The 18,842-nt window shown below is 69.6% G+C and carries 14 protein-coding genes and 6 pseudogenes; 9 read left to right on the top strand and 11 right to left on the bottom strand.

The window, feature by feature from the left end; genetic code table 11:
* The first annotated feature begins 125 nt into the window (after positions 1-125).
* From AB0I16_RS17065 to AB0I16_RS17055, 3 genes are all read left to right on the top strand, one after another.
* A complete protein-coding gene (locus AB0I16_RS17065; protein WP_363250185.1) occupies positions 126-437 on the top strand; it encodes a CU044_2847 family protein in 312 nt (103 codons plus the stop codon).
* The gene (locus AB0I16_RS17060; RefSeq protein ID WP_363250184.1) at positions 434-1,330 is read left to right on the top strand and encodes a trypsin-like peptidase domain-containing protein; all 897 of its coding nucleotides are present in this window, start codon (positions 434-436) and stop codon (positions 1,328-1,330) included. The genes AB0I16_RS17065 and AB0I16_RS17060 overlap by 4 nt, the downstream gene beginning before the upstream one ends.
* 1,013 nt (positions 1,331-2,343) lie before the next feature.
* Positions 2,344-5,358, top strand: a complete 3,015-nt coding sequence (locus AB0I16_RS17055; RefSeq protein WP_363250292.1) for a BTAD domain-containing putative transcriptional regulator — start codon at positions 2,344-2,346, stop codon at positions 5,356-5,358.
* Between the two features lie 589 nt (positions 5,359-5,947).
* Here the strand turns inward: AB0I16_RS17055 and AB0I16_RS17050 are convergent.
* From AB0I16_RS17050 to AB0I16_RS17040, 3 genes and pseudogenes are all read right to left on the bottom strand, one after another.
* Positions 5,948-6,888 (bottom strand): annotated as a pseudogene (locus tag AB0I16_RS17050) (endo-beta-N-acetylglucosaminidase H).
* A 233-nt stretch (positions 6,889-7,121) separates the two neighbouring features.
* Positions 7,122-7,667, bottom strand: coding sequence for a class I SAM-dependent methyltransferase (locus tag AB0I16_RS17045; RefSeq protein WP_363250183.1), 546 nt, complete (start codon positions 7,665-7,667; stop codon positions 7,122-7,124).
* A 274-nt stretch (positions 7,668-7,941) separates the two neighbouring features.
* On the bottom strand, positions 7,942-8,955 hold the full coding sequence (locus tag AB0I16_RS17040) for a winged helix-turn-helix domain-containing protein (RefSeq protein ID WP_363250307.1): 1,014 nt from the start codon (positions 8,953-8,955) through the stop codon (positions 7,942-7,944).
* A gap of 210 nt (positions 8,956-9,165) precedes the next feature.
* Here AB0I16_RS17040 and AB0I16_RS17035 point away from each other — a divergent pair, with 210 nt between their 5' ends.
* Positions 9,166-9,486, top strand: coding sequence for a hypothetical protein (locus AB0I16_RS17035; RefSeq protein ID WP_363250306.1), 321 nt, complete (start codon positions 9,166-9,168; stop codon positions 9,484-9,486).
* Positions 9,487-9,621: 135 nt separating this feature from the next.
* Here AB0I16_RS17035 and AB0I16_RS17030 read toward each other — a convergent pair.
* The 5 genes and pseudogenes from AB0I16_RS17030 to AB0I16_RS17010 form a co-directional block, all read right to left on the bottom strand.
* Positions 9,622-10,298, bottom strand: a pseudogene (locus AB0I16_RS17030) (transposase); the annotation flags it as partial.
* A 25-nt stretch (positions 10,299-10,323) separates the two neighbouring features.
* Positions 10,324-10,473: a hypothetical protein gene (locus AB0I16_RS17025; protein WP_363250182.1), complete on the bottom strand. Its 150-nt coding sequence runs from the start codon at positions 10,471-10,473 to the stop codon at positions 10,324-10,326.
* A 65-nt stretch (positions 10,474-10,538) separates the two neighbouring features.
* Positions 10,539-10,985, bottom strand: a complete 447-nt coding sequence (locus AB0I16_RS17020; RefSeq protein ID WP_363250181.1) for a pentapeptide repeat-containing protein — start codon at positions 10,983-10,985, stop codon at positions 10,539-10,541.
* Positions 10,986-11,330: 345 nt separating this feature from the next.
* Positions 11,331-11,702, bottom strand: coding sequence for a hypothetical protein (locus AB0I16_RS17015; protein ID WP_363250180.1), 372 nt, complete (start codon positions 11,700-11,702; stop codon positions 11,331-11,333).
* Positions 11,703-12,494: 792 nt separating this feature from the next.
* The gene (locus tag AB0I16_RS17010) at positions 12,495-13,370 is read right to left on the bottom strand and encodes an NAD(P)-binding domain-containing protein (protein WP_363250179.1); all 876 of its coding nucleotides are present in this window, start codon (positions 13,368-13,370) and stop codon (positions 12,495-12,497) included.
* Positions 13,371-13,503: 133 nt separating this feature from the next.
* On the opposite strand from AB0I16_RS17010, the gene AB0I16_RS17005 reads away from it, so the two are divergent.
* Together AB0I16_RS17005 and AB0I16_RS17000 are read left to right on the top strand one after the other, a co-directional pair.
* Positions 13,504-13,881, top strand: a complete 378-nt coding sequence (locus AB0I16_RS17005; protein WP_363250178.1) for a helix-turn-helix domain-containing protein — start codon at positions 13,504-13,506, stop codon at positions 13,879-13,881.
* A gap of 202 nt (positions 13,882-14,083) precedes the next feature.
* Positions 14,084-15,049, top strand: coding sequence for an RICIN domain-containing protein (locus tag AB0I16_RS17000; protein ID WP_363250177.1), 966 nt, complete (start codon positions 14,084-14,086; stop codon positions 15,047-15,049).
* Between the two features lie 697 nt (positions 15,050-15,746).
* Here AB0I16_RS17000 and AB0I16_RS16995 read toward each other — a convergent pair.
* Positions 15,747-15,830: pseudogene (locus AB0I16_RS16995) on the bottom strand (helix-turn-helix domain-containing protein); the annotation flags it as partial.
* Positions 15,831-15,900: 70 nt separating this feature from the next.
* Here AB0I16_RS16995 and AB0I16_RS16990 point away from each other — a divergent pair.
* Together AB0I16_RS16990 and AB0I16_RS16985 are read left to right on the top strand one after the other, a co-directional pair.
* Complete coding sequence (locus AB0I16_RS16990; protein WP_363250176.1) at positions 15,901-17,445, top strand: MFS transporter; 1,545 nt, start codon at positions 15,901-15,903, stop codon at positions 17,443-17,445.
* Positions 17,442-18,026, top strand: coding sequence for a TetR family transcriptional regulator (locus tag AB0I16_RS16985; RefSeq protein ID WP_363250175.1), 585 nt, complete (start codon positions 17,442-17,444; stop codon positions 18,024-18,026). The genes AB0I16_RS16990 and AB0I16_RS16985 overlap by 4 nt, the downstream gene beginning before the upstream one ends.
* A 77-nt stretch (positions 18,027-18,103) precedes the next feature.
* Here the strand turns inward: AB0I16_RS16985 and AB0I16_RS16980 are convergent.
* Positions 18,104-18,304, bottom strand: a pseudogene (locus AB0I16_RS16980) (CBS domain-containing protein); the annotation flags it as partial.
* Here AB0I16_RS16980 and AB0I16_RS16975 point away from each other — a divergent pair.
* Positions 18,279-18,545, top strand: a pseudogene (locus AB0I16_RS16975) (LysR family transcriptional regulator); the annotation flags it as partial. The pseudogenes AB0I16_RS16980 and AB0I16_RS16975 sit on opposite strands and share 26 nt — an antisense overlap.
* A 72-nt stretch (positions 18,546-18,617) precedes the next feature.
* Here AB0I16_RS16975 and AB0I16_RS16970 read toward each other — a convergent pair.
* Positions 18,618-18,842, bottom strand: a pseudogene (locus AB0I16_RS16970) (carbonic anhydrase); the annotation flags it as partial.

Here is an 18,842-nt window from a genome sequence, read left to right as displayed (position 1 = left end):
GGCGCTCAAGGCGGCTGTCGGCCCCGGGAGGTACGAGAAGCGCTCGCACCGCGTGAGCCCCGCAGCTAGGATCCCGTCGGGATCACCACTCGCCGAAGTCGACGCGACACGGGGGAAGTTCAGTCATGGCCGATGTCAGGGTCGAGACCGTCGCGCTCGACACAGCCGGCAACAGGCAGATCGCCAGCAGAACACGGGCGACGTCGTCCCTCGGTGAGCGTGCCCCCGAGATAGAGGAGGCGATCGTCCAGGCCTCCTCCATCGCCCAGCAGTCCCTGGCGCAGGTCCCCGAGCGCGACGGCTGGCGCATCACCAGCCTGGACGTCACCTTCGGTCTGACCCTCGCTGCCGAAGCAGGAGTCATCCTGTCCAAGGCATCGGCGGAGGCATCCTTCGAGGTCACTCTCACCGTGGAGCGCACGCCGGGGACCCCGTGAAGGGCACGGGCTACTGGGTCGACCTCTACCAGGCCCAGCAGCGGCTGGGCGGCGGCTTCCTGCTGACCCGCCGGTTCGTGCTGACCGCCCTGCACTGCCTGCGCGGCCTGGCCATCGACGAGAGCGTCGGTATCGAACTGGCCGACGGGAACCGGGTGTCGGGCCGCGTCTGCCGCGAGGACAAGGAAGCGGACCTGGCCCTTGTCGAGATCGGTGCCGGTCACCAGGTCACCCTGCCGATCCCCACGGCCGATGTCGCCCGCGACGGAGACCGATGGCGTGGCCCCTACCGGCCCGCCGCGCACGAAGCGCGTCTCAGCGGGCGGGTCAGCGCCGGATCCGCACCGTATCTCTGCGTCGGGGGCGCGACCATCGAAGCGTTGCAACTCACGGCGGAACAGCATCTCGGTGACTACTCCGGCTACTCCGGAGGGCCGGTCGAGGGCGTGGGGAACAGGGGCACCCAGCCACCCGCCGTCGTCGGGATCCTCATCGAGCAGGCCCCTGACCGGGCAGCCGAGGCCCGCGCCGCCAACGTGCTCTTCGCCGCCACCATCAGGGAAGCGATCCGCCGCTTCGACCACCTGGATGTCGTCCACCTCATCGACGTACTCAGGCCACCATCCCTCGACGACCACCAGGAACCGGCCTCCGGCCCCGCTCACCCGGACCCTCGCGGAGACCACCCACCGGCCCCGACCCGGGACCGAGGTCCGGAGCAGCCTGCCCGGGCCAGTGTGACGCCCGCTCGATTCGTGGGCACGGAAGCGTTGTTGCTCCAACTCGACGCCTGGGCGCAGCGCAGCCTCATCGACCCGTCCCAGATCGCCGAGCTCAAGTTCATGGCCGTCAAGGCGCTCATCGACGGCGAGGGAAGCGGGGGCGGCGCATGAACGAGGCATGGCAGGACGCCGTCCACTACGCGACGCTCGCGGTGCAAGGTGAGGAAAATGCGACCACGCAGGCCCTGCACGCGGTCGGCCGCCTGCGGACGGACCCCTACGTACTGCGCCATCCGGCCCTCAGCCACGACCTGGCCCTTCTCACGGCGCTGCTGGACCACCTCGGTCGGCAGGACTCGTCGCGGGAACTCCTCCAGCACGTGGTGTCCCGACTGGCCTGGGACACCGACGGACTGAACCTCGACACCGTCTCGCGCAACCAGCTGGCCGTCACCCTGGCCGACCGCGGACATCTGGCCGCGGCCGCAACCGTCCTGTCCTCCGCCCTCCAGTTCGACCCGGACCGCGGCGCGACGGACGCGCGTACGCTCGCCAACCTGGCGGCGCTCAAGATGCGGTTGCGAGACGCGGAAGGGGCCGACAGAGCGGCCAGGCGGGCCCAGCAGCTCCTGGCCGCGGACGGAGACGCCGAGGAGGACCCGGACGTACGACTCCTGGTCTTCGCCGTTCTGACGGAGACGGCGCGAGGACAGGGCCGCCACGAAGACGCCGATCAGCTGTTGCACGGCTTGGAACGTGCCGTCCGCCGCCTGGTCGCTGTGCGGGGCGCCGAGCACCCCCAGTCCCTCTCGGCGCTGGTGACGCTGGCCACCGCCGAGTTCGAGTCGGCGCGGGCCGCAGGAGACGGTGACCGCATGCGCCGAGCCGCACATGTCCTGGCCGTTGCGGCCCAGAAGGCCGCGGCGACCATGGGAGCCCACCACCCGCAGTCGGTCGCCACGCTGCTCAGCCTCGCGGCCGTGGAGGGCGAAACGCCCCGAGCGGCGGAGAGCGGCCCCGGGATCGAGGAAGTGAGGGCCCTGGTCGCGGAGGCCACGCGGAGATGGAGCGTCATGCGGCGGGGTACGGACCCTGCTCAGCGAACCGCCGTTCCAGCCCCCGAGGCCCAACGGCGCCGGGAAACCGAATCCCGGGGCCTGGCGCCTGCGCCCCAGAGGCCCCTGATGCCCAAACCCCGGGAGCTCGTTCCGAGGCAGCCCGGCGCGGCTGCCGACCAGGACAGGACATCGGACCGGGGCGACGAGGGCACACCGAGGCTGCGCTTCAGCGTGCTCGGCCCGGTCCGGGCATGGCGCGGCGCGGAGCCCCTGCCCACCGGCTCGCCACAGCAAAGGGCCCTGCTCGCCGCCCTGCTGCTGCGCAACGGCCGAACCGCCACGGCCGCGGAGCTGATCGACGCCCTGTGGGGCGACGACCCGCCCTCGCAGGCCATGGCCGCTCTTCGTACGTACGCGTCCCGCCTCCGCAAGCTGCTCGATCCTGGCGTACTGGCCACCGAGTCCGGCGGGTACGCGCTGCGCACCGAAACCGGAACCGTCGACGTGGCCGTCGCGGAGGAGCTGTGGGAAGCCGCGGAGACTCTCCGATCGGCCGATGAGCAAGCGCAGGCGCGCGAACTGTTGAACAGGGCCCTCTCGCTCTGGGACGGCGAGGCACTGGCCGGTGTGCCCGGCCCATACGCCGCGGCCCAGCGCGTCAAACTGCAGGAGTGGCGGCTGCGACTCCTGGAGGCGCGGCTGGACGTGGACCTGGAACTCGGCCACCATGCCGAAGCGGTGTCGGAACTCACCGCCGTCATCACCGCCCACCCCCTGCGCGAGCGTCCGCGCGAGTTGCTCATGCTCGCTCTGTACCGAAGCGGCCGCCAAGCCGAGGCCCTGGCCGTGTACGCGGACACCCGGCGCCTGCTCGCCGACGCGCTGGGCGTGCCCCCCAGCCGCGGCCTGCGCGAACTGCACCAGCGGATCCTCACCGCCGACCGGAGCCTCGGGGACGTGACCGCACCGCGCCGCGAACCGAGGTCGAGTACCGTACGGCCGTCCCAACTGCCCGCGACCGTACCCGACTTCACCGGCCGCGCGGCCTTCGTGCGCGAACTCGGCGACCTGCTGGCCGACTCGGCCGGCGCCGTCGTGGCGATCTCCGCCCTGGCGGGAATCGGAGGCGTCGGCAAGACCACCCTTGCCGTGCACGTCGCCCAGCAGGCACGCCACAGCTTTCCCGACGGACAGCTGTACGCGGATCTCCAGGGAAGCGGGGCCCGGCCGACGGAGCCCGAGACGGCACTCGGGTCCTTCCTGCGCGCTCTGGGCGTGGAGGACTCGGCGATCCCCGACTCGCTGGAGGAACGCTCGGCGCTGTACCGCTCGGCCCTCGACGGCCGCCGGATGCTGGTGCTCCTGGACAACGCCCGCGACGCCGCACAAGTACGGCCGCTCATCCCCAGCGCCGAAGGCTGCGCCACGCTCGTCACCAGCCGCGTCCGCATGGTGGATCTGGCGGGGGCCCACCTGGTGGACCTCGATGTGATGAGCCCCGAGGAGGCGCTGCAACTGTTCACCAGGATCGTGGGGAGCGACCGTGTCCGGACCGAACGCGGTGCCGCCCTCGACGTGGTCGCCGCTTGCGGGTTCCTTCCGCTGGCGATCCGGATCGCGGCCTCGCGCCTCGCGGCCCGCCGCACGTGGACCGTGTCCGTCCTCGCCGCCAAACTCTCCGACGAGCGTCGCCGTCTCGACGAACTGCAGGCCGGTGATCTCGCGGTCAAGGCGACCTTCGAAATGGGGTACGGGCAACTGGATCCGGCGCAGGCGCGCGCCTTCCGTCTCGTCGGCCTCGCCGACGGGCCGGACATCTCCCTCGCCGCCGCCGCCGCGATGCTCGCCCAGCCGGCCGAGGACACGGAGGACATCTTCGAGGCGCTCGTGGACACCGGCTTCCTGGAGGCGTCGGCGCCGGGACGCTATCGGTACCACGACCTCACGAGGCTGTACGCCCGCGTCTGCGCCGAACGGGACGAACACCCGGCACGTGAGCGGCAGGCGGCGCTGACCCGCCTCCTCGACTTCTACCTCGCCACCGCGACCGGGGTGTACGCCGTGGAGCATCCCGGTGACCGGAGCGTGGAGCACCTGGAACCCGTCCGGTATCCCGGGGTCGAGTTCTCGTACCTGGAGGACGCCCGGCGCTGGCTGGCGTCCGAGGCGCAGTGCATCCTGTCCTGTGCCCGCCAGCTCATCCACGGCCCCGAACTGCGCAGGGCGATCGATCTGCTGTGGAGCGTGAAGGACATCGTCGGTTCAGGGAACTTCCGGCAGTACCAGGACACGGCGGCTGTGGCGCAGCGCGCCGCACACGAGGCACACGACGCCCGGGCCGAGGGGCGCGCCTGTGCCGCGCTCACCGCGGTCCACCTGACGGCGGGGAACTTGCGGGAGGCCGATGCGCAGGCGCAGCGTGCCCTGGCACTGGCCGTGGCGATCGACGACCCGGTGACCAGCGCCTGGGTGCCGTACGACCGCGGTGTCATCGCGCTCCAGGAGCACCGCTACACGGCGGCGGACCGTTCCCTTCGGGAGGCCCTGTCACGGTTCCGCGAGGACGACAATCCGTTCGGCGTGGCCAGCGCACTGTGCCAGCTCTCCCACGTCGAGGCCAGCCTGGGCAACGTCCGCAGCGCGATCGCGCTCGCCGAGGAGGCCATCGAGCGGCTCGGCCCCGAAGCCGCCACCCTCGCCCTCGCCGAATCGCGATACGCGCTGGGGCTCGCCCTGTCCGCCGCCGGACAGATCCCCGAAGCACTGGAACAACTGGACCAGGCGCTGGGGATCTACGAGGACTGCACGCAGGCACTGGGGGAGGGCATGGTGCATCACCGGCGCGCCGAGATACACCTCGGCGCGGGCCGGCCCGCTCGGGCGGCCGCGGAAGCCGAACAGGCGCTCGCGGTCCTGGGACGAGTGGGGGGCGACCGGCGCAGAGCGGATGTTCTCGTCGTGCTCGGTGACGCCATGGAGGAGCGAGGGGAGTCGGCGCGGGCCCGTACCTGCTGGGCCGAGGCCCTCGCGGTGTACGAGCAGGTGTCCGGCGCGGAGGGGTACGAACTGCGGGACCGCCTGAACGCCCGTCTGGAAGGCCGGGTCGCGGACAGGGGAGCGGGTCGCCTCACCGGGACGTGATCCGCGCCCGGTTGCCGAAAGCTGTTCCCGACAGCCGTTCCCGGAGGCGCGCGGCTGCTGAGCGCCGCCGTGGCGCTCCGGCATCGGCGGCCCGCCGCGGCGCATCGCGGACATCACCGCGACACCGCGGGCCACGCACGGCATGTCGGGCGCCCCGGCAGCCGGCTCACCCGCGATGCTCTCGGGGAACGTGACGTCGAGAGCGCACTCCTTACATTTCGCGGGACCGACCCCGCCCCGCCCTCTGTGTCGGTGGAGGACGGCACGAACGGCAGGAGAAGTGTCAAGTGCGGCCTGCCTCTTGCCCCCCATGGGCCGGGGGGGGGCGGGTTGCCGGGGGGCGTACAACAGCCAACGCGGACGGCGGGGGCCCGAGCGGACAGAGGCGATCCGCCCCGCGCGCTTGTTCCGGACGCCATCGCATCGCACCGCACCGCACCGCGCCTTAGACATCGTTGTCAAAGGCGCGGCGCACGCGGTTCATGCCCGCGTGTGGATGTGACAAGACCCCGAAGCCCCGAAGGCCCCAAATGCCCCGAAGACCCCGAAGACCCCCAAGAGAGGACGTGCCTTCGGGCGTGCGTTCGCCCTACGGCGTGTACGTGGCGCCGCTGCCGTACAGCTCCCTGGTGAACGCGGAGACGTCGGCGCTGCGATCGGTGCCGTCGAGGTTGTACGTCAGGTACACGCCGTACCCGTCACGGACGGTGCGGCGGGCGAGGCCGGCGGCCGTGCTCTGCGAGGTCCGGCCGATCTCGACGGCCGCCGGCGACAGCTTCGACTTGGGAAGCGCGATCCCGGGGACCTGCCAGCTGCCGTAGTACGGGTTCCAGGCGTAGTCGAACTTTGAGGAGATGTCGACGCCGCCGTAGGAGAGGCGCGACGCGGACGGACCGATGTTGTAGAGGCTGATGATCTTGTCCGGCATGTTCGCGCGGAGCGCCGTCACCAGGTGGACGAACGAGCTGCTGTTGGGCTGACCGGTGCCGTTCCTCCCGTACTCGGCGTACTCGTCGTCGAAGTCGATGCCGTCGAGGCCGTACTTGGTGACGGTGCCGGACAGTTGCTTCGCGAACGCCGAGGCAGCCTGCTGCGACGGGAAGTTGGCGAAGCCCGCGCCTTGGTGGTTCCCGAGCACCGAGAGGACGACCTTGATGCCCTTGGCCGGAGCGGCCGTATCTCTGTGACAGCGTTGTCAAGGACGCGCTGCACGTTCTCGTTGAAGTGCAGGTACGCCGCCTTCGTGGTCGTGTCGTAGTTGATGTTGGCCGCGAAGATCACGGCGACGTCGAAGACGTTCCCGCCGCCGTTGGTGAGGGTGTACTTGCCCACGTTGCGCATGCTGTTGTCGTTCACCTCGACGTACGCCACCGAGGTCGGTCCTTGTTTCGCGGGCGCGGGCGCGGGCGCGGGCGTGGGAGCGGGGGCCGCTGCCGCGCCGGTCGTTGCGGTCGCGGCGGTCGTGAGGGCCGCGACGGTCGAGAGCGCGAGCGCGGCCATCCGCAGTCTGCTCCGTACCAGAGTGAACATCGTTGATCGGTCTCCCGTCGTAGGGGCGGCGCCCGACCTGTTCGAAGCGCCGAGTGAGCCCTGCGAGTTTTCCACTTCCGCCACCGAACCCCCAGAGGCGTGCGTGAACTTCTCGGGACTCACGCGCCTCCGGAGGCTCATGACGCGGCCGGGCGGGAGCCGGCGCCGAGGAGATGACGTGACTCGCCCACGCGGTGGCGCCGCGGTCATCGGCGCGAGGCCCCGACGTCCGCCTAGTGGACGATCCGGCAGTGGGAGCGGGCCGCGCGCGGAAGGCCAGCAGTGCCCAGGGCACTGGCGGCGGCGGTCCAGGTGAACGAGAGGAGGCGGTGGGCCAGGAGGTGAAGGACGTGAAGACCGCGGCCAGCGTGAACTGGCACGTGCCGTACAGAGGAAGCGCGTGCAGGCCGGCCATGTCGACGACGTTGAGGACCGGGTCCTGGAGTCCGGTGTCGACCAGACTGAGGATGATGACGAGGAAGAAGCCCTCCAACTCGCCGCGTACCGCCATGACGAGGCAGCAGGCCGATGCCGCCGTACACAAGACCGGCGCCGAGGACGGCCAGGGCCTGTGCGCGGACAACCATCCAGCGGAAGGCGTCCCCGATGATCACCAGGCAAACGCCGTCGAAGTCCGGCAACTCGCGCGAACTGCCCTGCCACCACTCGACGTTCGTGACGTCGCGCCCGGCGGCGATACGCTGGGCCTCGTCCAGCATCTCCGCACGGGGGTCGACGGCCAGGACGTCCACTCCCCGCTCGGCCAGGGCGATAACCACCGCGCCGGTACCGGTGGCCAGGTCCAGGACGCGCCGGCCAGGGAAGGCGGCGGCGAACCGACGGCGACGCGGTACGGCGGCCGACGCCCCGCCCTGCTTGCTACCGCCCGCCGAGGACGTGACGCGTTCGTCGACGCCGCGGGCCCCGAGGTGGAGTTCGAGTGGGTCGTAATCACCCCAGCGCAGACCGCGCCTACCACCTGCCGACCGCACTGCCGAAAGTCCCGGATTCTTCTGACTCCTTCCGGCGGCCCGGAGGGGGAGCGGGAGGCTGTCAGCCCGTGCCCGCGTCGAGGAGTACCTGTCCGGCCGGTGTGAGCGTATGCAGGACGCTCTTGCCGTCGCGGGTCTGTGCGGTGAGTCCGGCGCGGCGCAGGACCGTGGCGTGTTCACTGGCGCTCGCGAGGGCGATACAGGCGTGTGCCGCGAGCTGGCCCGTGGTGCAGGCGGGGTGGTCGCCGATCACGCGCAGCACGGTCGCACGGGTGCGGCCCAGGAGCGCGGTCAGGGCGGGCGGGACGGCGGAGCCGGTCAGCGCTTCGGCGGTGAACACGGCGGACACCGCGCCCGGCCGGTCGTCGTGCAGGGGATAGGTGATCCACGGCTGGGGTTCGGCGGTGTCGTCCAGAGCGGGATAGTGCGAGCCGAACAGGGTCGGGATCAGGAGGAGCCCGCGCCCGCCGAGACGGACGTCGGCGTCGCGCCCGGAAGCCATGGTCAGATGCAGGACGGGCGGATGCCAGGCGATGTAGCGGGGGTTGAGCCCGCTCAGGAGACGCTCGACGCCGTGCCCGGCCAGTTGCCGGAGTCTGCGGGTCCGGTCTACCTGGGCGAGCCTGTCGATGCGTGACCAGTAGGGCGCGATGAAGTGCTGATGGGCATGGGCGACCGTGTCCGCCAACACACTGACCAGGGAGGGGTCGTCGCCGAGCGAGCGGACGTCGGACGAGAAGCCCGCGGGGCGGTCGGTGGCCCACTGCTGCAGATCCTTCCGGACCCGGCCGGCAGGTGTGCCGCGCAGCCGGTCGACCAGGTCGTCCGGGTGACCCTCACCGCTCAGGTCCAGGAAGTCCACCGCCGCGCCGGTGGCGGGGATCAACTCGCACAACGTCCGCATCCGGGGCGCCATGTGCCGGGCCGCCCGGCTGCGCCAGGCGTCGAACCGGACCGGGTGGGAGCGTTCTTGCAGCAACCGGACGGCGATCTCCAGTTCGAGCAAGGGCCGTGGCGCCGAGGCCAGTCGGGTGCGGGCCAGGTCCTCGGCGGTGAAGTGGATGCGCAGCGTCACCCGGGCGATCCTCCCCGCGACTTTCGTTTCGGGCCAGTCCGAAACGAGTCGATCAATGACAGTCGGCGGCCAACACTGGCAGGGCCGGGAGAACGCACCAGCATCCCGGCTCATGGGGGGAGGGGGCGGCGCCGCCGGACACCTCGCTGTCCGCGGCGCCGGCCCCCGCTCCCGTTCTGCCACAGCTCCACTCCGACGAAGGGAAGACCTGTGCGTCACGTGAAGCAGGCCGCCCTGCTCGTGTCCGCGACGGCTCTGACCACCGCGCTCGCGGCGACGCCCGCGGTGTCCGACATGCACTGGACCGGCACCGCGAAGGCCACCGCGTCTTCCGGCACGAGCGAGGCCGCCGACAAGATCGCCGACAAGGCCGCGGGCGAGTTCGGCGCGATGTCGTGGATCTATGTGGGCACCTACCGCACCCTGTCCGCGTGCCAGGCCGACGGCCGGAACTCCATCTACTCCGAGTGGGACTGCAAGAAGAACCCCAGCAGCGGCAAGTGGCAGCTGTGGGTGAACGACGAGTCGTGATCGACTGCCGGAGGCGCTGAGGCCTTTGAGCGGGGGCGTACGCGGTGGTGGTGCGCGCTGGGATGTGCCACCTCCGCGGTCGCCGTGCAAGTTTTCAGGCAGATCTATGCGCACTAGGGTCCGTCTTCGTACGGATCTTGCCCAGAGCAGGGCTGATGCGAGGGTGACCGCCGCTTCGTAGAAAGTGGCCGTCTTTTCGTATCCGGTGACGATCCCGCGAAAGCCCTTGAGCCGGTTATGACACAGGCTCTGAGGCAGCGCTCGATGATGTTGCGCCGCCGGTAGGTCTCTCAGTCGAACCCTGGCGGTCGGCCCACGTAGCCACCGCGCCTCAGCCGGTGCCGATGACCTGGTCGGGCCTGCACCGCGGCCGGCCCAGGCCGGTGCGGGGAACACGGATTCGTTCCAGCAGAGGGCGTGCTCGTCCGCTTTGTCCTGCCGACCCTGCCCCCTTTTCGGCCGGTGGCGGCGGCGTGCTGGTGGGCGCGGACGATGGCGGAATCGATCTGTACCAGCCAGTCGATGCCGCCGGCCGCGTCGGCGTGGGCCTGGATCTGCTGCAAGGCTCGGGGGAACACTCCGTCGAGGGCGTGGCGGCGGAAGCGGGTGTACACGGCTTCCACGACCCGTAGCGTTCCGGCAGGTCACGCCAGGAGGCCCCGGTGTGGATCTTGTGGACCATCCTGTTGATGCCCCTGCCGGTCCTCCGCGCGAGGCCGCCCGGTCGCGGCCCGGGGTATCAGCGGAGCGAGTAACTCCCGCTCACGATGAGTCAGTTCGTGAAGACGTACTACGGCACCATGATCTACCACCCCGGATGATCTTTGAAGACGGACCCTAGTACGTCGTGGTGATGGCGGGGGAGTTGAGGACTTGGACGGCTGCGCCGCGCTCGGTGAGCCACGACTCAAGTGTCAGGCCGACCAGTTCGTGTTGGGTGCCGTCTGGGGTGGTGACGTAGGTCGGCCCGAAGAGGGTGCCGTTCATTCCGGTGATGCGGGCGGCGTCGTCGAGGGTGGCGTGGAAGCTGGTGTTCGCAACGGTGACGTCTGTCAGGTCGGCGCGTTCAGGCGGGTGTTGCCGAGCAGCGTTGCACCGTTCAGTCGGGCTGTGCGAAGGCAAGCCCCACGCGCGTCGACGTCGTAGAGGTCCCCGCTGCCAAGGTTGACGCCGGTCAGATCGGCGTCGCGCAGGATGGTCTCGGTGAGCTCGGCCTTAACCAGCACTGCCCGCGTCAGATCCGCGCCTTCCATATCCGCCCACCCGAGATTCGCCCGGTACAGATCCGCTTCCCGCAGCCGGACGCCTCGCGCCACAGATGGGCAGAACAGGGCAAGACCGAGATCGGCGCCGGAGAGATCGGCACCTGAAAGGTCCAGATGCGTGGCGTCGAGGGTGCTCTCGCCCGTGGCAGCCGCCCAGGCCGTCAGGACGGCGGCTGCCCTTCGGTCCACCGGCAGCCGGTGGATTCGGCGTACGTCCTGGTCGTCGACAGTCATGACGGCTGCGCGTCCTCGTCGGCGTCGACCGCAGCGGTATCGGCCATGTCTTGATGCTAGTGCCCCGGAATGGCAGGCCTTCGCGGTGCAGGCCGGCCTTGACGTCCTGCTGGCCTGGCTGACCCCCAAGGCCGGCCCACAGCCGTGCCGGGTAGCTGATCGTTCCGGACGACGTCGCTGACGCCGAGGTCCTGCAGGGTATTTGGCCGCTGGACAGCTCGTTCCCGGCGTGGACATGGTGCCGATACGGGGCTTGGAGGCAGGTTCCGACAGTTAGGGCTTTGGTAGTGCTGGGCTGCCGCGTCTACGCGCTGCTCCCGGTGCATGAATCACCGTCAGGTGAGGCTACGTTCCGGCAAGCCGCCAACTCCGCACGGGCTGGCCGTTCGCGTCCCATGTGAACTCTTCCCTGAGTGCCGTGCCATCGTCGTCGAACACTTTGCGGCGCGCCAGCGCGCCGTTGGGGTGCCATTCTTTGACCTCGCCGCATGGTAGGCCCATGCGCACGGTCCCCTCGGATCGCAATGTTCCGTCCTCATACCATTCGAGCGACAGGCCGTTCTGTATTCCGTCGGTGTAGTTATCCAAGCTGATTAATATTTCGCCGAGATATTCCACTGCCTCCCCTGTGAAGAGTCCGCCCCGGTAGAGCAGGCGCTGAGCCTCATCCATATCCACTTCCGGATCGTCGATATCGATTCGTTCTCTATCAAGCATTACGGAACCCGGTTCTCGTCACTCGGCGGGCAGCCTGTGTACTGCCCCTGGCTGCTCTTCAAGCCCTTTGCTCAGGCCAGGCGTCGATGATCTCCTCGTCGGCGTCCCGCGGCCAGGGCAAACGCCGCTCAACCAAGGCGCTCAACCAAGACCGCGGACTGCTTGCGACGGACCAACGCCACGCAGTCTTCCTCCCCCCGTGTCATCGCTTCCCCGTGTCATCGCTCTGACGGCGAAGTCGTGTCACTCGTAGATGCGGCCAGCCATGACCATCTGAGCCAGCAAGGTCCAACGTGGGCTGCCCGGTACGGGCTCACTGCGATGGCACACCATCCAGGCATGGCTTGCGGCCAGGCGCCCCGGCCCTCCAGGAAGTGGACCGGAGTTACGTTATCCCGAGCCGATTCGTTGTCCGACAGGTCTGAAACGGCCTCCTGGAGAAACCCGGCCAGGGCCTTTCGACTGTCCCCCTCCCGCGCTATCTCGAAGAGGTCGTTGTAAGCACCGACTCGCCCTTTCCCTTGACGTTGTGCCCCACCCTCGTGGCAGGGGCCTGGCCGCCACGTCTATCCATCCGCTGCCCCTGTGCGCAAACCGTTTTCGATCATCCCGCATATGGTCATGTCCGCGCGTGGAAGGCGCGACGCAGGAGGTCCCACACGAGCCGGGCGCCTCCCTGTGGGCTAAGGGCTCGCAGAGACCCGGCCAGGAGGGGTCAACGTGATCGGGGGGGGGGGACTGGCTCCCAGCCTCGGTGCACCCCTGAACCGCCCATGACCCGCCGGTCGAGCCTCAGCCGGGCTGCTTGATGCTCTCGATGATCCGGGCGAAGCCTTCCGCTCCGTGGCCCGCGTCGATCTGGCGCTGGATGAGCCGTTGCAGCATGGCGACCACCTCGGTGCTGATGCCCTGATCGGCGCTGGCGGCCAGGAGGTCGCTCTGGTCGGAGAAGACGAGGCTCTGCTGCCCTTCGACGGTGTAGTCCCCGCCGTCGATCACCGCGGCGAAGCCCTGGAAGGAGCCGGTCATGGCGGTCAACCAGGGTGTGGCCATGGTGGCGAACTCGCCCGCCGTCACCCCGGCAGGCGCCACCATGGCCACACCGTGCAGAAAACCGGCGAACATGACGTACATGCCCGCGAGCAGGGCGAGGTCGTACAGGGACGCCAGCCCGGCGTCGTCACCGAAGTAGGTACTGGCTCCCCACAGGTCGAGGAGCGGCTTGTACTGGTCGAAGGCCGCGGCCGATCCGCTGTAGAGGAGCGATGACCCAGGCCGGCCGATCATCTGCGGCACGGCCATGATGCCGGCGTCCAGATACGTGATGCCGGCACGGGCGGCCCAGTCGGACAGCTCCCGCGCCTGCGCCGGGGACGTCGTCGTCACGTTGACCAGAGTGCGCCCGGTCAGCTCCTCGCAGAGCGGATCGAGCACCTCGTGGACCGACGCGTGGTCCAGCAGACAAGCGATCACCAGTTCGCCGGCGCGGACCGCGTCACCGGCCGTGGCCGCCACCGACGCGCCCTGCGCGAGGAGGTCGTCCGCCTTCCCCGGCGAACGGTTCCAGACCGTGGTCGCGTACCCGGCCCTCACCAGGGCGCCCGCGAGGGCACTGCCCATCGCCCCCAGTCCGAGCACGCTCACCTGGGCATGGTCATGGGTCGTCATTTCCGGGCTTCCTCTCGTGTGCGACGTTCGGTTCACATCCTCAGCGCCGCTTGTAGAGTTGGCCAGTACGGACTAATTAGTGGGGTACTCACCTTTGGGTAAGCACCTCTTGAAGCGGAGGCGCAGACAGCAGATGGCAACAACAGCACGGCGGGGTCCCTACTTCTGCGGCATCGACGCGGCGATGGACGTGGTCGCCGGCAAGTGGAAGTCGCTGATCCTGTGGGAACTGCAGCACCACGGGACCCGCCGGTTCGCCGAGCTCCGCCGTGGTCTGCCGGGCGTCAGCGAGAAGATGCTGATCCAGCACCTGCGGGAGATGGAGGAGGACGGGCTCGTGCATCGGGAGGTGTACCGCGAGGTGCCGCCCAAGGTCGAGTACTCCCTCACGGAACACGGAATCTCGCTCAATGCCGCCCTGGCCTCCCTGGGAGCATGGGGGGCCGCGCGCATGCGGCGGATCGGGGCCGAGAAGGTTGCGGTCGAGGTTGCCGCGCCGGCGCGCCGCTGACGCCACCCACCACCGCACCCCGTAGGCCCAGACGCCGCGGAGGCAAGCCGTCAGCGACCCGTCAGCAGTCCGCCCTACGCTGCGCCTCCGTCCTGCACTGAGCTGAGCTGACGGAAAGGGCGGGCCGATGCACCGGCAGACGCACCAGCGAGATGAGCCGTCGTCCCGAAGCCCCGGGAGGGCGGCGAGGAGCAGATGGGTCGTGTGGGCCGCCTGGATCGCCGCCGCGGTGCTGGCAGCGATGACGAGCACGGCGTACGCGGCCCCGGCGGACGTCCCGGACGGCACGGCCAAGGTCTCCGTCCGAGGTGCCGCGTCCGAGACCAACATCGTCGCCTTGCACAGCGGGATGTGCCTGGAAGCGGCCTCGACCGCGAGCGGGGAGCCGGTCCGGCAGCGTCACTGCGTGGGCAAGCGCGGCTCCCTGTGGATCCTGCGCCAGTCCTCCCTGGGCTCGGACCTGGTCCAGGTGGTCAACGCCGCCAGCGGGTTGTGCCTGGCGGTGGCGGAGTCGAGTTCCGCCGACGGTGCTCCGGTGCGTCAGGAACGCTGCGGTGCCCAGCCCGGTGCGAACTTCCGTACGGCGGACAGCGGTGATGGCGCGTGGCTGCATCCGATGACGGCGAGCCCGCACAAGTGCGTCGGCGTCGCGGCCGCGTCGGTGGCCGACCGCGCCGAACTGCAGCAGTGGCCCTGCAACGGCTCGGCAGGGGTCCGTTTCGAGCAGCGCCGGCCACCGCACGAGTGGCGCACCACGATCGTGAACACCACGAGCGGCAAGTGTCTGGGCATACGAAACGCGAGCCGCGCGGAACTGGAGTGGGCGCTGCAACGCACCTGTTCGGGCGCCGCCGACGAAAGCTGGCGCATCGTCGTGCTGGAACAGGGCGTGGCCATCGCCAACGTCAACAGCGATAAATGCCTGGTGGCCACCCGCGACATGAACGGAGCCAACGGAAGCCAGGCAAAGCAGGCCACGTGCGAGGGCTACCCGTACCAGAGGTGGACCCTGGAAGAACGGGCTCCGGGGGTGTACGCACTGCGCAACCACCTCCTGACCACCCAATACCTGGGCCTCCGGGCACCGCTCACGGATGAGGCCGCGCTGGCGGAATTCTGGGAGCGCAGCCCCGATCACGCCCAGGAGTGGCGGATCAGCACGGGCTGAACCCTCACCCGTAAACCCGCCCCAGTCACTGATGGTTCCAGAATTGGTTCCAGAATGAGGTCCGCAGTTTCCTCAAGCAGCCCATGCGGCGAACGAGTTGGGCAGCGCCATGCGCCCGGACCACCCGCACTGCAAGTTGCCCTCGGGTGGGGCGCGCTGGCGGCGGGAAGTTCCGTCGTCTCGCAGGCAGAGGCGGCCACCAACAGAGCGCCCTACGGCGGTCCGCACTGGTCCGGCTGCGCCCCGGCCGGCCCGGCGGCAGACTGACGGGCGGGTGTCGGTGTCCGTCGGAGGTCCGGCACCGACGGGCCCCTTACGGACCTCTGAGGGACTCTCGACGGATCGTCCGACGGGCCCGGACGGCCGATCGGGCCCGATCGCGGGTCGATGCCGGGGGCGGATGCCGGCCTGCGCGGGCCGATCGATCCGATCGGTGGGCGGGGCCCCGACCCTGGAACAGCTCCCCGCAGTCCACCCGGCGCGAGGGCCAAGGTGAGCGAGCCGTCGTCGATGGCCGTCCGCTGCAGGTGACACGTATGGCCTCGGTCAGCTCCCACACGGTTCCTGCGCTGGAGCCGAGCGTGTGTGGGCGTGCGGAACAGTGTCCTGCACGGCGCCGAGTCTGGATGACCCAGGCACGTCATGGTTCCGAGGACGTGGCCGGGGGCGAGGCCCACCTCGGCGAGTCCGAGCCCCGCGCCCGCGCCCGCAAGCCGAGCTCGCCGTAGCGACGCCAACGGTTGACCCACTTCGACGCGCACCTCCGGGAGATTCCTGATTCCACTCATGCCCATGAATTGAACTATGGTACAAGTAGTACGTACGTTCAACTATCATGGCGGGGAGATGTAATGAGCGTGGGACAGTCCGCACGTGCCGGGTGGCGAGAATGGGGCGGTCTCGCGCTGCTGGCGTTGCCGACCATGCTGTTAGGGCTCGACGTGACGGCGCTCTACCTCGTCGTTCCGAGCCTGTCCGCTGACCTGAGTCCCACCGCGACAGAAACGCTGTGGATCATGGACGCCTACGGCTTCCTCATCGCGGCGTTCCTGATCACCATGGGAACGCTGGGCGATCGGGTCGGACGACGGCGCCTGCTGATGATCGGTGCAGCAGCGTTCGGCGCGGCCTCGGTGCTCGCGGCGTTCGCCCCCACCGCCCTGTGGCTGATCGTGGCGCGGGCACTGCTTGGAGTAGCCGGAGCAACACTCATGCCCTCGACGCTGTCGTTGATCAGCAACATGTTCCACGACGTCCGGCAACGGGCGCTGGCGATCGGCGTATGGGCCACGATGTTCGCCCTCGGCATGGCCGCGGGCCCGATCGTGGGCGGTGTGCTGGTCGCCGGCTTCTGGTGGGGCGCAGTCTTCCTCATCGCCGTACCGGTTGCCCTCCTCGTGCTGGCTGGTGCGCCGACGCTACTGCCCGAGTTCCAGACCCGCGCCGGTCGGCCCGACCTGCTGAGTATTGGTCTGTCCCTGGCCGCGCTCCTGCCGACCATCTACACGATCAAGCACGCGGCCGCCCATAGCATCGACACCCAGGCGCTGGTCGCCTTTCTTCTCGGCGGCGCCTCGACGGTCGCCTTCGTGCGTCGCCAGCTGAGCCTGGAAGAGCCACTGCTGGACATGAATCTCTTCACCAGCCGGATCTTTTCCGCCGCGCTGACCGTCCTGTTGATCGGCTTGGTCGGCTTCGGTGGAGTGATGTTCCTGGTCACCCAGTACCTACAGCTCGTCGAGGGCCTTTCACCGACCACGGCTGGGCTGTGGATGGGGCCGCCCGCACTGGCCATGCTCATCGGGGCCATCGGTGCACCGCTGCTGGCACGTCGTGTGTCACCGGGCATCGTCATGTCGGCGACCTTGGCGCTGTCACTGTTCGGATACGCCCTGCTTGCACTTGCTGGGGCTGACAGCAAGCCGAGCGTGGTCGGCGGATTCGCGCTCGTCTACCTCGGCCTCGGGGTCATCGCCGCATTGGGTACTGACATCGTCGTGGGTGCGGCACCCCCGGAGAAGTCCGGATCAGCCGCCGCTCTGTCGGAGACCGTTCAAGAGCTCGGCATCGCGACAGGGGTCGCACTCCTGGGCAGCCTGACCACGGCGATCTATCGCACCGACATCGAGGTACCAGCAGAGCTTTCCCCACCCGCGGTCGACACTTACAGCAACAGTCTCTCCGGAGCATCGTCCCTCGCGGACCAGCTGCCGGACTGGGCTTTGGAACCCGCACGAGCCGCCTTCACCGGCGGACTCAACACCACCGCCGTCGCAGCCGGCATTGCGGTAGCCGCAGCTTCCCTGGCCTGCTACACAACACTGCGGCACATCCGCCCCCTCGGCGACGCAACCCTGAAGGCGGCGGATAACCTCGACGCCCCGGATCGGCAATGAAGGTGGAGATGATGGCGGCTGAAGAAGACACGGTCGATGGGCGCAAACTGCGCGGTCAACGCCGCCGGGCCCAGATCATCGAGGCAACTCTCACGATCGTCCGCCGGGATGGTGCCACCGGAGTCACCCACCGAACCGTCGCCAAAGAGGCCGGGATCACCACCAGCCTGACCCTCTACTACTTCGCCACCCTGGACGACCTGCTGGTAGCGGCTCTCACCAGCGTCACAGACGCGTACACCCAGCGCATCCGCCGGCTCATCGACACCGAGGACGACCCGCTCGATGGCCTCGCCCAGCTCATCGCGGAATCGGCCGGCCCCGGCCGTGAGCGCGCACTCGCCGAACGAGAGCTGTCCACCCTGGCGGCTCGCCGACCCGCCCTACGACCTGTAGCGCGACGCTGGCGCGACAACGTCGCAGAACTCGCCCGAACACAGACCGGCGACGCGAACGCGATCGAAGCCTTCGTTGCCCTGTCCGACGGCCTGTGCACAGCGATCCTTCTCGACGACCACGAGGCCGACCCTGCCCACATCCGGGCGCTGCTCCGCAAGACGCTATCGACAACCACTCCTTAGCCGCGCTAGGCGGACAGGGAAGCGTAGGACCGGTGTCACCAACGTGCCGCCCCGCAACAACTGGGCGGCCAGGCGGTTCAGTCGGTCGAGAGGGCCTCAAGGAGGTCGCCGACCTTCGGGTCGGGCAGCGCGCGGGCGACGTCGGCCTGGGCGACCATGCCGACCAGGTCGTGGCCGTCGATCACCGGCAGGCGGCGTACCTGGTGCGCGGTCATCGTGCGCAGGATCTCCTCCGCGTCGTCGTCCGCTCCGATGGTCACCGCCTCGCCCTGGGCGAGCGAACTCGAACAGGCGGACCTGCTCGACGACCACCTGCGCCTCGTGCTGCCGCTCGCACCGCGGGGAACGGCCGACGGAGCGGACACCGACGCCCCGATGACGGCGCTGTGCTCACTGGCGGACCACGCCTGGGTGAGGGAACCCGAGGGCACGGCAGCGCGGCACTGGGCCGTGGCCCTGTGCCGCGACGCCGGATTCGAACCCGACGTACGGTTCGAGACCACCGACACCCTGCTTCACCTGCGCCTCGTCGAGGAGGCGCACGCCGCCGCCTTCCTCCCTGACCTCGTCTGGGGCCGGCGGCCCCGAGCGTCACCAGGACGCGGAGTCGACGGTGACTTCGAGGCCGCGGGTGGTGACCGGCTGGGCGCTGCCGTCGGCCAGCCGGTAGGACAGGCCCACCACGGCGGCCTGTTCCGCCGCTACGCGGTCGGCCAGCACGCGGGAGCGCTCCAGCAGCAGGTCCACGGTGTGCCGGGTGTGCTCGGCGATGATGTCGCCGTCCTCGGTGAGGCCGCCGGAGCGGGCGGCCAGCAC

This window comes from Streptomyces sp. NPDC050703, assembly GCF_040654435.1.
Classification (GTDB): Bacteria; Actinomycetota; Actinomycetes; order Streptomycetales; family Streptomycetaceae; genus Streptomyces.
This window is presented reverse-complemented; position numbering and strand designations above follow the sequence as displayed.

Bases quoted from the DNA above. Each gene is read 5' to 3' on its own strand.
- AB0I16_RS17020 (WP_363250181.1), bottom strand. From the start codon at position 10,985: ATGACTGTCGACGACCAGGACGTACGCCGAATCCACCGGCTGCCGGTG.
- AB0I16_RS17010 (WP_363250179.1), bottom strand. From the start codon at position 13,370: ATGACGACCCATGACCATGCCCAGGTGAGCGTGCTCGGACTGGGGGCG.
- AB0I16_RS17025 (WP_363250182.1), bottom strand. From the start codon at position 10,473: ATGAACGGCACCCTCTTCGGGCCGACCTACGTCACCACCCCAGACGGC.
- AB0I16_RS17055 (WP_363250292.1), top strand. From the start codon at position 2,344: ATGCCCAAACCCCGGGAGCTCGTTCCGAGGCAGCCCGGCGCGGCTGCC.
- AB0I16_RS17005 (WP_363250178.1), top strand. From the start codon at position 13,504: ATGGCAACAACAGCACGGCGGGGTCCCTACTTCTGCGGCATCGACGCG.
- AB0I16_RS17015 (WP_363250180.1), bottom strand. From the start codon at position 11,702: ATGCTTGATAGAGAACGAATCGATATCGACGATCCGGAAGTGGATATG.
- AB0I16_RS17065 (WP_363250185.1), top strand. From the start codon at position 126: ATGGCCGATGTCAGGGTCGAGACCGTCGCGCTCGACACAGCCGGCAAC.
- AB0I16_RS16990 (WP_363250176.1), top strand. From the start codon at position 15,901: ATGAGCGTGGGACAGTCCGCACGTGCCGGGTGGCGAGAATGGGGCGGT.
- AB0I16_RS16985 (WP_363250175.1), top strand. From the start codon at position 17,442: ATGAAGGTGGAGATGATGGCGGCTGAAGAAGACACGGTCGATGGGCGC.